At 40.5% G+C, this 12,391-nt stretch carries 10 protein-coding genes; 7 read left to right on the top strand and 3 right to left on the bottom strand.

What is annotated here, in order from left to right:
- Positions 1–3 precede the first annotated feature (3 nt).
- Together ACO6S2_RS11645 and ACO6S2_RS11650 are read right to left on the bottom strand one after the other, a co-directional pair.
- On the bottom strand, positions 4–3,315 hold the full coding sequence (locus ACO6S2_RS11645) for an FG-GAP-like repeat-containing protein (protein WP_422358725.1): 3,312 nt from the start codon (positions 3,313–3,315) through the stop codon (positions 4–6).
- 6 nt (positions 3,316–3,321) lie between these two features.
- Entirely contained in the window at positions 3,322–4,923 is a 1,602-nt protein-coding gene (locus ACO6S2_RS11650; RefSeq protein ID WP_422358726.1) for a type IX secretion system membrane protein PorP/SprF, read from the bottom strand.
- Positions 4,924–5,176: 253 nt separating this feature from the next.
- Between ACO6S2_RS11650 and ACO6S2_RS11655 the strand changes: the two genes are divergently transcribed.
- Entirely contained in the window at positions 5,177–6,013 is an 837-nt protein-coding gene (locus ACO6S2_RS11655; RefSeq protein ID WP_422358727.1) for an outer membrane beta-barrel protein, read from the top strand.
- Between the two features lie 8 nt (positions 6,014–6,021).
- Here the strand turns inward: ACO6S2_RS11655 and ACO6S2_RS11660 are convergent, their stop codons facing one another.
- Entirely contained in the window at positions 6,022–6,444 is a 423-nt protein-coding gene (locus tag ACO6S2_RS11660; protein WP_420581483.1) for a TerB family tellurite resistance protein, read from the bottom strand.
- Between the two features lie 322 nt (positions 6,445–6,766).
- Between ACO6S2_RS11660 and ACO6S2_RS11665 the strand changes: the two genes are divergently transcribed.
- From ACO6S2_RS11665 to trpB, 6 genes are read left to right on the top strand one after another with little or no spacing between them, the layout of a single operon-like run.
- Positions 6,767–8,203 carry an anthranilate synthase component I family protein gene (locus tag ACO6S2_RS11665; RefSeq protein WP_422358728.1) on the top strand — a complete coding sequence of 479 codons (1,437 nt, stop codon included), beginning with the start codon at positions 6,767–6,769 and terminating at the stop codon, positions 8,201–8,203.
- Complete coding sequence (locus tag ACO6S2_RS11670; RefSeq protein WP_422358729.1) at positions 8,203–8,769, top strand: anthranilate synthase component II; 567 nt, start codon at positions 8,203–8,205, stop codon at positions 8,767–8,769. The genes ACO6S2_RS11665 and ACO6S2_RS11670 overlap by 1 nt, the downstream gene beginning before the upstream one ends.
- Positions 8,770–8,773: 4 nt before the next feature.
- Positions 8,774–9,787, top strand: coding sequence for an anthranilate phosphoribosyltransferase (trpD, locus tag ACO6S2_RS11675; RefSeq protein ID WP_422358730.1), 1,014 nt, complete (start codon positions 8,774–8,776; stop codon positions 9,785–9,787).
- A 2-nt stretch (positions 9,788–9,789) separates the two neighbouring features.
- Complete coding sequence (gene trpC, locus ACO6S2_RS11680) at positions 9,790–10,584, top strand: indole-3-glycerol phosphate synthase TrpC (RefSeq protein ID WP_422358731.1); 795 nt, start codon at positions 9,790–9,792, stop codon at positions 10,582–10,584.
- Positions 10,581–11,192 (top strand): phosphoribosylanthranilate isomerase, encoded by a 612-nt coding sequence (locus ACO6S2_RS11685; protein ID WP_422358732.1) that lies wholly within the window; start codon positions 10,581–10,583, stop codon positions 11,190–11,192. The genes trpC and ACO6S2_RS11685 overlap by 4 nt, the downstream gene beginning before the upstream one ends.
- A 7-nt stretch (positions 11,193–11,199) precedes the next feature.
- Positions 11,200–12,381, top strand: a complete 1,182-nt coding sequence (gene trpB / locus ACO6S2_RS11690) for a tryptophan synthase subunit beta (RefSeq protein WP_422358733.1) — start codon at positions 11,200–11,202, stop codon at positions 12,379–12,381.
- Positions 12,382–12,391 lie beyond the last annotated feature (10 nt).

The following is a 12,391-nucleotide window of genomic DNA, read 5'->3' on the forward strand; positions in this document are numbered from 1 at the left end:
CAGTTATCGAGCCATAAATATGGATCCGCTGCTTTCATTTTCACTATCTGAACAACTTATAAAGTAATAATACATTCCGTCGGGAAGTGCGGAACCGTTAGATTTATTACCATCCCAAACGCAATCATCTGCTCCGCTATCAGGACTGAAAGAAAGATCTCTTATCCTTCTTCCTTTACTATCAAATATGACTACCTGACAATCTGTGCCACCTATATTAGATACCTCCCAGCAATCTCCGATTCCATCGCCATTCGGTGTGAAACTCTTTGCTGCGTTTACACCCGGGAAAACTAGTGTTACCGAATCCTTCTCATTGCAGCCCAGGTTGTCAATGCCATATACGGATATCAACTGCTTATTGGATACTGAAACGACTACTGTTAACGCCGTGGTATCATCAATATATAAAGCTGGTTCCCAAGCTGGGTCGGAGGCATTGTTAACGCTAAGTGTAATGCTGGATTGACCTTCTTCCATATTGATAATTCTTCCAAGATCAACGTCATCTTCGACGGTGTTGGAGCTGGCAGAAATAGTGATACCTCCTGTAGTATAGTTTGAAACTGTCACCGGATCTGTACTGAATTCGCACTTAATGCTGTCAGTTACAGTAACAAAAACATCTGCTTCAATTGATATGTCAGCAATAGAGATTTGACTAATGGTATCCGTGCCTATTCTCCATGCATAACTTTCATAGTTGTTTTCTAGTCTAAGGGTTAGGGCAGAGTCACTGCATTTTTCGAAGTTATTTTGATCACTATTGTCAGAAATGATCAGATCGACATCAGTAGGTGCGGCAACTACTTTTATTGTTGAGTCGGCCAAGGTATATGTGCAATCAGCATCTGCAATGCCATCATATTTTGCAGTAAGTGACACATCATAGGTTCCAACCGTAGCAAATGCATGAGGCAAAGCATCTCCTGTTTCGGTAGTGCCATCTTTGAAATCCCAATGGTTAATAATGCTCAATCCGTTGGCACCAGTAGATGTGGCATTGAATGTGACTTCAACGTTTTCACAAATTGTGGTGTCAGAAGGGGTGAAGGATGAAGTAGGAGAGACTACAGTGGTCAGAGTACGTGCAGCACTAGTGTATTCGCAGGTGCCATCAGAAATAGTAACGGTATAGTCACCAGCAGTAGTGGCTCCAAATGATGCAGGGTCAGACCCACCTGTGCTTACATCGTTGAGTTTCCAATCGTAAGTGTATCCGGCAAATTCATTTGTTGATAAGTCTAACGTAGAGCCGTTGCAGAAAGAATCTGGTTTGGTATTATTAACAGCAACCACTGGGATTGACGTTACTGTTACAACTAAAACATTGGATTCAAACTGACATCCTGCGGTACTTGATGTAGCGGTTACATAATATTCACCAGAGCCAACAGAAGTAATTTCTGCCAAAGTTGGGTTTTGGTCTGTACTTGTAAATCCGTTAGGTCCGCTCCATAAATAGGCACTAGTAGCACCACCAGGAGTGGTTGTAAAAGTTATATCGTCTCCTCCACAGGGTGTAGAATCATCTACAATGATAGTTGGTTGTGTATAGCCATCGGTTGGGGTAGAAACTGTAATTGCAGCAGACTCTATTTGACATCCGGCATTGTCTAGAATAGTTACCGTATAATCACCAGCGGTGTTGATACCCACGAGAGAGTTGGTAGCACCGCCCGTAGCGCCACCATTTAACTCCCAAGCATAGGAGTACCCACTTGTTGGTGCAATTAGATCTACAGTTTGACCAGTACATAGAATAGTTGAACCTGATGGTCTGATTACCGGCTCAAAGCATATTTCGTTCAATCGAGTACCTAGATTACCATTGGCTGTCGATTTTGAGTTATTAGTATATGCGAAATCAGGGCGACCATCGTTATCAAGGTCGGCCACTTTAATGTTTCTAGCGTTATTTAGGTTAGACTCGGCAACCAGGCCTACGCTGTAGCTTGAGGTCCCAATGGACGAAGGGTTTGTATTCATTACGGTGTAAAATCCATTTTCAATTTCTGATCCCACTATGATATCTAAATCACCATCTCCATCAATATCCCCAAGGTCTACTCCCCAGCTTTGTCTGATTCCGAGTATGGAAATAGGTGCAGTCATACTGATGTCGCTACCGGCTGAAGTCGTGCTATTCTCTGAAATTTCAATGACGTTACTGCTACTTATATCAGAATTGGTAAGAACCACATCAGCAAAACCATCATTGTTTAGATCTCCAGCAATTAAGGTTCTTATACTGCTATTGGTATTTACAAACAGTGGGTCTCTGAATGCAATGGTATTTGGTTGACTATTGTTTTGAAATACATAGTATCCTAATTCGGTGAAATTGGACGTGATAATTTCGGGTAGTCCATCATTGTTCAGATCGGCTACATCTAGACCCCCAAGCCCTGCGGTGCCGGAGTTTTCAGTTGCGGATAGTGCGACCGGAGTACTATTAAAGTTGATGTCTACGGCGGTACTAGTATTTTCGAAATAATATACCTTATTATCGTCTTCTGTAGCGACTATGATTTCCGGAAGCCCGTCCAGATCCAAATCAGCGATAGCGATTCGTCCAGGTTTTCTGAATAAACCGCCGTTGGTTGGGAGTGTCCACTCTTCGCCAACGTCAAAATTACCTGCTCCATCATTCAGGTAGGTATATAGACTTCCTTCGTTTCCTAGCTCGTTACCCAGCAAATCGGAAAAACCATCTCCGTTCAAATCACCACAGACCACATTGGTCATAGTGAAGCGACTTTCAATTACAACCGCGGCATCAAAATTAGCATCTCCCACGGTAGAAGAATTTTTGAACCAAATCAATCCATCTGTGCTTCCCGCATTGGTAATAGCTATGTCGAGAAGATTATCGCCATCTAAGTCACAAGTACATAAGTCTTGAGTTTGAGTTCTTGATGTTGTGAAAATTTCTTGATCTCCCAAGTTTCCCAAAACCGTCGAACCATCGGTTACAGATTTGCCATCAAAAGTCGGAATGAATTTTTCCATGGAATATCCGATGCCATTGGTAGTACGCACAGAAATCTGATCGAAAGTTGCTCCAAAAGGTACTGTAGCAGTAACTAGCCCGGCTCCTGCGTTGCTTAAGTCTACTGTTCCAGACTCCGCTCCACCGAAAAATACTGTAGCTCCAGTAAGATTACTTCCGGTAATATTTATCACTTGTCCGACACCTGCCGAAGTAGGGCTGATACTATTAATGTAAGGTGCTTGCCCAAATACGGCTACACTGCTTATCAGCAAAGTGAATGCTATAAAATATTTGATCGTTATTTGAATACTCTTTCTCATATCTGATTATTCCACCACATTTAAAATGTACACATGATTGAGGTTTTTACGCTTACTCCACCTTTCTTGCTCTTCTTTGGCTATTCCCATAGTAGCACCCTTATGTACTACCACCACGTACTTTTTGTCTTCAAGAGATTCTAAGTGTCCAACTAGAGATCCGTGAAATCCCATTTCAAAGATTTTGTCACTGTAGTCTTCCGCTTCCTCGTATGAATCAAACTCCCCAGCTACAACATGGTGTCCTGCAGGTAACTCTAGGATGTTGCCTGGGATTCTGCGGTGCGTATTAGGAGGTAATTCGGCATGGTCCGGTGTGTCGGTTAAGGCGTCGTGCCATTTGAGTTCTTTAGTCTTCGAACTGTCTGCTCTTGTTTGAATGTAAGTAGCTCCTATTTCCCAAACACCTTGGTCCGTAGTTCTATGTTGTAGTGGTGTGTCATGATCTAAGGTCTCATTAACTACGGCTGCTTGCGACTCACCAGTTGCTGTGGTAGCGGTTGCTTGCTCAGTAGTATCTGGTGTGACTTCGGCATTTTGCTGTGCGGTTTGAGTTGCGGCTGCCGCGGCAGTTGCCGCAGCGGCTGCAGCAGCAGCCTGCTGAGTTCTTCTTTCTTCCGCAGCTTTTGCTCTTTGCTGAGCCAGGTATCTACTTCTAGAAGAACTTTTCGATTTCTCATGTTTGGATTTCTTAAAGTTGTGAATAAAGGAAACAGCCTGCCTTTGATTTTTCTTTTTGTCGCCAATTTGCAACCCAATACTCACTTCAAAAGTCCCAGAAGTTGCCCCGTCCAATTCAGATTTACCATATTCATAAGCGAAACCGATAGCGCCTTTCTCTTGTATTTTAATTCCAAATAATGCTCCGGCTCCATAATCTTGTCGGTAGTTTAGTCCTGCCCAAATCACATGACCAATATGGGCTATTACTGCTGCTTCATATTGAGATAGATTTTCTACAGAAAATCTATATATAAGGTGTGGCTCTATGGAGAAGTCTTTGTTTATTAAATGTCTATAATTGGCCTGAAGTGTTAGGTCTTTGTAAGGTTCTACTTTGATCTCACTAAATCCATTGGAGTCGACAGCGTTTCGTCCAATTAGATTCGGAACTGAGAGTGCCACATTGAAATTTTCGTAATAGTAAGAAACGCCTATGTCGGCCATTAGGAAGGAAGTACTAGAAAGTGCTAGTAGGGTAGGATCTACCCCAGCATCAACATCATAATTAGTGTATCCTCCACCTATGGACATTCCAAAACGGATGAATTGTTTCCTGTCCAATTCCAAAAGATAACCTCCAGTTACTTTAGCTCCGGAAGTTTTAATCGCATTCTCGTTATTATTAAATGCCATGGCTCCAAAAGAAATATTATTTTCTAATGGAGTACTAAAGCTTAAATGAGAGTAGGCTGGTGCACCCTCAAGCCCAAGCCATTGTTGTCTATGCACACCGAATACTGTAGTATAACCAGTGGATCCAGCATAAGCCGGATTGATGACATAGGGGTTCATGAAAAATTGACTGTAAATTTTTTGATCTTGAGCTAAAAGACCGTGACCTGCTAAACTGGCCGACAGCAGGAATGCTAATATAATTTTTTTCATAGGTTATACCTGATTGCTAAAGTAAAAGACAATTTATTTAATCTTTTATTTTGACATTTGTACGATTCAAATCTAATTGAAAATTAACAAACTATAGAAATTAGATTGGACTCAATACAATAATTGAAAAAAAACGATATTATTATCAAAACACGAATAATTTTTGTGCAATCTACCACATGATTAATGATATTGATAGAATTATTGTATTTTGCAAATCTTGGTACAAACAGGTGATCACTTTAGTATAGAAATGAAAAGGTTATTGTTATTAGTGTTATTGTTAGTTTCGTTTTCCAGTCAAGCTCAATTTTGGTTTGGGCCTAAGATAGGAGGGCAAATTATAGTACCGCAGTATCAGACCGAGGCCCGTAGGGATACCTTTAAGATTTCCAGTAAAGTGAATTGGCATGCGGGTATTGCAATGGATTATACTACTGAAAGTCGTTTTGAAGTGCATACTGAGTTGATGTACATGAGGGTGAACAATAGAACTCAGGCAAAGGATCTTTATTTTGACGAAACCACTGATAGCAAAACTGTCAATCATTTTCTTACTACTCCTCTAATGGCTCGGGTTGTATTTATGAAAAATAGCCGATTCAAAGTATTTGTTGAAGCAGGACCAAGGTTGAGTTGGTGGTTAGGAGGTAAAGGAAGTTTTATATCCGATGAAACTGAGCAAAATGCTTCAGAGCCAGGTGAACGGGTAAACTTTAATGTAATGTTTCTCAAAGACGAACTTGAGGATATTGAAGTAAGCGACTACGAGAATAAGTTAATTGTAACCAAGCCAAATCGCTTACAGTATGCCTTAGATTTAGGTGTAGGTTGGTTGTTTGATATTACGCCGACTCAGAGAGCCATTGTAGACGCCAAAATTAGCTGGGCACATTCTAATATGGCCTTCAATGATGGGACTACCTTCTCTGAGGATTATTTCTCTCCATATAGAGAAGATATGGAGTATCGCTCTCACATGTTTATTGTATCTGTAGCATACATGTTTGGTTATGATGCTGCATTGACTACAAAAGGAAAGAGTACCTCGAATGTGGGTGGAAAGAAAGCTAAGAAGTATAAAAGATAGTAAAGAGCCTATTTCTTTTTTCTAGGCATTAAGTGTTCATCTACGATACTTCTCAGAAAAGTCTTGCTTGTATTGATCGTTGGATCACTATAGACATAAGCTGATAAGTCAGCAATTACACCAGGCTTGTAGCCCAATTTAAGCGCAATCTTCTCGCAAAAATCAATCTCTGATTGGAATACTTTGCCATCTACCTTCATTAACTGAACGATGTTGAATAAATATTCAAACTTTGTATCTGGATGTAGGTCCTGAAGTTCAGGAATTGGCATTGGGTTGTCAATAATAGTCTCAATGTCATCCTCTGTAAGCCCATGTAAATTGCCTAGATAGTGAATCATTTTAGATTCAGGTTCTGCGATAAAATTATCAACCTTTGACAGGTGGACAAGCAAACTCAACTGTTGCTTTACATCTAACTCTGATGACATATATATATTGATTTAGGCTGTGTTTCTATTCTATAAAGAAAGTACAAGTTCAGTAATTTGTTTCTAATTTTCAAATTAAATCAATTTTTGAAATATATAACCATTAATCCAGCATGAGGGAAAATTATTTTTCAAAAACATGAATATAATTTTGCTTCTCGCAAAATCCTGAAATATAATTGCAACAATGAAAATGATAATTAACAATACGAACTGGTGGTGGAGCATTTTGCAAGCGAAATGTGATCGGAACTAGTATGTATTGAAAAACATAAATAACAAAGCCCCGATCATCGGGGCTTTTTTTTTGCCAAAATTTGACATGAAACAAATAAAAATCTATTCGAAAACACGAGAAATACTAGGAGATATACTAACTCCTGTGAGTATTTATCTCAAAGTAAGGGATCAGTTTCCCAATTCTTTCTTGCTCGAAAGTTCTGATTATCACGGTAAAGAGAATAGTATCTCATATATCGCATTTTCTCCTTTGGCTGAGTTTAAAGTGGACAAGGGATATGTTATTGAACAGTTTCCAGATGAGCCAGCTGAATTTAAAAGCCTATCTGATATCAATGTTTTAGCTGCCTTTCAAAAATTCTTAGGTTGTTTTAGCACCGGAAAGGACGCTCATGCAGGTTTTACTAAAGCAGGGTTGTTTGGATTTACCGCTTACGAAGGGGTTCAGTTGTTCGAGAATATCAAGTTTAATTCAGAAAAGACCAAAGATTTTGAATTGCCCTTAATGCAGTATTTTTTCTTTGAGTATGTCATAGCTTTCGATCATTTCTCCAATAAGATTTTTATCACACACAATGCGTTGCAAGATGAAAGTCAGGCTTTCAAATTGGATGAAATTGAAATGTTGATATCATCTAATAATACGCCAGAATACTCCTTCCAGTCAAACGGTCAGGTGAATTCCAATATGACCGATGCTGAATATAGAGAAGGCGTGTTGAAAGCGATTGAGCACTGCCAAAGAGGGGATACCTTTCAAATGGTACTTTCAAGAAGCTTCAATACTGAATTTAAGGGGGATGAATTTTTACTCTATAGGGCTCTACGAAGTATTAACCCTTCACCGTATCTGTTTTATTTTGATTACGGTTCATTTAAGATCTTTGGTTCTTCTCCTGAAGCTCAGTTAGAGGTGAATAACGAACAAGCGGCGATTTTTCCGATTGCAGGAACTTATAAAAGAACCGGTGATGATGAACAGGATGCTGTAGCAGCTAAGGCTCTTTCTGAGGATGAAAAAGAGACTTCTGAACATGTTATGCTAGTTGATTTGGCTAGAAATGACTTGAGTAAGTCTGGTGATCAAGTGACCGTTGAAAAATTTAAAGAGATTCAGTTTTTCTCTCATGTAATCCATTTGGTGTCCAAGGTGTCAACTTACCTGAAAAAGGGTAAAACGGCTGTTGACTTAGCTGCAGACACTTTTCCGGCTGGAACGCTTTCAGGTGCCCCTAAACATAGAGCTATGCAGTTGATTGATGAATATGAGAGTTCTCAAAGAGGTTATTATGGAGGAATGATTGGTTTGATGGATTTTCATGGGAATTTCAACCATGCAATTTTGATCCGGTCATTTTTGAGTCAAAACAACAAACTGCATTTTAGAGCAGGAGCAGGAGTAGTGGCTAAATCAGATCCCGATAGTGAGGTTCAAGAAGTTTATAACAAAATAGGTGCGCTGGAGTCGGCTATTAAAAAGGCAGATAGCATCAATCAAAAATTAGAAGCACAACAATAATGAAGACTTTAGTATTAGATAATTACGATTCTTTCACCTACAATTTGGTGCATATTCTTCGAGAGCTTGAGGGAGATGAAAGTATGGATGTGTTTCGTAACGATGAAATTACACTTGAAGAGGTTGGAAAATACGACCGGGTTCTGCTCTCTCCGGGCCCTGGGTTGCCATCAGAAAGTGGAATATTGCTAGACGTGATAAAAAAATACGCAAAGGACAAATCCATATTCGGCGTATGTCTGGGGCATCAAGCCATTGGAGAGGTGTTTGGGGCAAAGCTCTATAATCTTCCCACTGTTTTGCATGGTATTGCCACTGATGTGAAAGTGCAGTCTGCTGATAGTTTATTCAGCGACATACCAGAGAGATTTAAAGTATGTCGTTATCATAGTTGGGCACTAGATCCCAAGCAAACAGGTGATTTAGAGGTAACTGCCGTAGATGACAAGGGTGAGGTTATGGCTATTGCGCACAAGGAGTATGAGGTAAGAGGTGTGCAATTTCACCCTGAATCAATTCTAACCGAGCACGGTATTAAACTCATGGAAAACTGGATTAAAGCCTAATCAGATGAAAGAGATTTTACAAAAACTGACAAGCAACTATATCCTCACTCAAGAAGAGGCGAAGGATACACTAATAGAGCTGGCCAATGGCGCATACAACGAGAGTCAAATGGCTGCATTTATGACGGTTTATCTCATGAGAAGTATCCGTACGCATGAATTGGCTGGTTTTAAAGAGGCGATGCTAGAGTTGTGCAAGTCCATTGATCTGAAGGGGTACGACGCTATGGATATGTGTGGTACCGGCGGGGATGGAAAAGATACCTTCAACATTTCTACGACTTCGTGTTTCGTGGTGGCAGGTGCTGGACAGCATGTTGCCAAACATGGGAATAACGGTGTCTCTTCTATGTGCGGCTCCTCCAACTTACTTGTCCATCTGGGTTATGAATTTAAAGCAGAAGAGGATGAATTGAGGAAAAGTCTGGATCAGGCAGGAATTTGTTTTCTTCATGCTCCCTTGTTTCATCCAGCTATGAAAAATGTTGCCCCTGTACGACGAGACCTAAGTTTAAAAACATTTTTTAACATGCTTGGACCACAAGTTAACCCGAGTCGTCCAGAGAAGCAGTTGATAGGTGTGTACAACCTTGAATTGGCGCGATTATACCAGTATTTGCATCAAAATGAGAATAGAGATTGCGCCATCGTACATGCGCTGGATGGATACGATGAAATTTCCCTAACAGGAGCCTTCAAGGTTATCACCAATCAAACAGAAACCGTGTATAATCCTAATGATCTTGGATTGAGCCTCACCAGTCAATCGTCTATTAATGGAGGGAAAACAATAGAGGATTCTGCCCAAATTTTTCTAAACGTGTTGAAAGGAGAAGCTACCCAGTCACAAACCGAGGTGGTTTTGGCGAATGCCGGACTAGCGCTAACGATTGGGAAAGGACTTTCAGATATTAAGGAAGGAGTGGCCATGGCTAAGGAATCTATAGACTCTGGCGCAGCCCACAGTTGCTTTAAGACCTTTTTAAACCCAAACAAAACCCAAATACCAGTTGCATAATCATGAATGTATTAGATAAAATTGTTCAGACGAAGAAAGAAGAAGTGGCTTATCAGAAGTCGGTTATTTCCATTGATGATTTGATCAAATCGAGTTATTTCGATCGAAATTGTCATTCCACGGTAAAAAACTTAGAAGAAGCAGCTCCTTATGGAATCATTTCCGAATTCAAAAGGAAGTCTCCGTCTAAGGGGATTATTAACAATAAAGTGGACGTGGCTGAAGTAGCCAAAGGTTATTGTCAGGCAGGAGCCTCTGCTATTTCTATTCTTACCGATCAGGACTATTTCGGTGGCAGTATTGAAGATCTTCAGCGTGCGAGAAAGCATATGTCTTGTCCAGTGCTGAGAAAAGACTTCATTATTGACGAATATCAGGTGTATAAAACCAAGGCTATAGGAGCTGATCTTATGCTTTTGATTGCCGCAATTTTGACCAAAGATGAAATTGTTAGGTTTACTGATTTGGCTCATCAGCTGGGATTAGAGGTGCTTTTGGAGATTCATAATGAAGAAGAATTTCATGAAGGCTACTACGAGGCGGTAGACATTCTGGGTGTTAATAATCGAGATTTAAAGCGTTTCAAGACCACTATTCAAAATTCTATTGACTTGGCTAAAATCCTTCCGAAAGAACAACTGAAAATATCAGAAAGTGGTATTTCCTCGACAAAAGAAATGGATATCCTAGCGGCAGAAGGGTATAAAGGGTTTTTGATTGGAGAGCAATTTATGAAACATGCTGATCCAGCCAATGAACTCAAAAAATTCATGACTACTCAAATGGTAAAAGGATGAAAATCAAGGTTTGTGGTATCAGAAATCAAGACAACTTGAGTTTTCTCAATGCCACGGAAGTGGATTTTATCGGGTTCATTTTTTACGATAAGTCCAAAAGAAATTTTGATGATGGAGACCTGAGTGGAAGGATTGAGTCGAACAAACGGAAAGTAGGTGTTTTTGTGAATGAGACTATCGAAAAAGTGGAAAGTATAGCACAGACCTATAGTTTGGATTGTTTACAACTTCATGGGGATGAGAGTCCTGGCTACTGCCGGAAACTTAAAGAGTCAGGATTTAAGCTGTTTAAGGCGTTTTCCGTTCACAATCAGCTGCCTGTGGATTTGGAAGCCTATGAGCCAGTAGTGGATTACTTTCTGTTTGATACTAAAGGGGCAGCTTATGGAGGTAATGGGACTCAATTTGACTGGAGGGTATTGGATCAATACAAGCTGGACAAACCTTTTATTTTAAGTGGGGGCATTGGACTTGAGGACATGTACTCATTGAAGAAGCTGGATCATCCTCAACTCTATGCAGTGGATGTGAATAGCAGATTTGAAATTAGCCCAGGTCAGAAAGATGAGCAGATGTTAAAAAAATTTATAGAAGAATTAAAGAATTAAAAGATAGATGGAAACCAAGTTGAAGCCAGACGAGAGAGGTTATTTTGGGAGTTTTGGAGGAGCGTTCATTCCAGAAATGATGCAAGCCAACGTAACTGAGTTGAAAGAAAGTTACGAACGGATTATTGCAAGTGATGATTTTAAACAGGAATTTGATAAACTACTTTCAGACTATGTGGGGAGGCCTTCTCCACTGTATTTAGCAACAAGACTTTCTGAAAAATACGGAGCGAATATTTACTTGAAAAGAGAAGATCTGAATCATACAGGTTCTCATAAAATCAATAACGCACTGGGGCAAATCATATTGGCAAAAAAACTCGGCAAGAAGAAGATCATTGCTGAAACTGGTGCAGGACAACATGGTGTAGCTACTGCTACTGCCTGTGCATTGATGGGAATAGAATGTGTGGTTTTTATGGGGGAAGTAGATGTAGCCAGACAAGCCCCGAATGTAGGGAGAATGAAAATGCTTGGCGCTACGGTAGTTCCGGTATCTTCAGGAAGCAAAACGCTCAAAGACGCTACGAATGAGGCCATGCGCTACTGGATCGGCAATCCATTTGATACGCACTACATTATTGGGTCTGTAGTGGGGCCACATCCTTATCCTGATATGGTGGCAAGGTTTCAGTCTGTTATTAGTGAGGAGATCAAAAAACAGCTTAAAACAGCCACTGGGACTGAATTTCCTGACCGTGTGATCGCATGTGTGGGTGGTGGTAGTAATGCTTCTGGAGCGTTTTTTCATTTTATAGAAGATGAGCAGGTGGAGCTAATCGCATCAGAAGCGGCAGGCAAGGGGCTGGAGTCTGGATTTACCGCTGCAGCTACTTTCAAAGGAAAGAGTGGAATCTTGCATGGAAGTAAGACGCTTTTTATGCAAACGGACGATGGGCAAGTGGTAGAGCCACATTCGATTTCAGCAGGGTTGGATTACCCAGGAATAGGTCCGGCGTTAGCGCATTGGTTTGAATCGGGTAGGGTGAAGTATGAGGCTGTGACAGATTATGATGCTTTGAAGGCTGGAAAGGAATTGTGTTTGCTAGAGGGAATTATCCCAGCTGTGGAGTCCGCTCATGCCTTGGCGACATTGGACAAGATTAAGATTAAATCTGGAGAAACCATAGTTGTGAATTTGTCTGGGAGAGGGGATAAGGACCTCGAAACTTACTTAAATAACCTTTAAAACTTTATTC

The sequence above is a fragment of the Reichenbachiella sp. genome, assembly GCF_965233835.1.
GTDB lineage: Bacteria > Bacteroidota > Bacteroidia > Cytophagales > Cyclobacteriaceae > Reichenbachiella.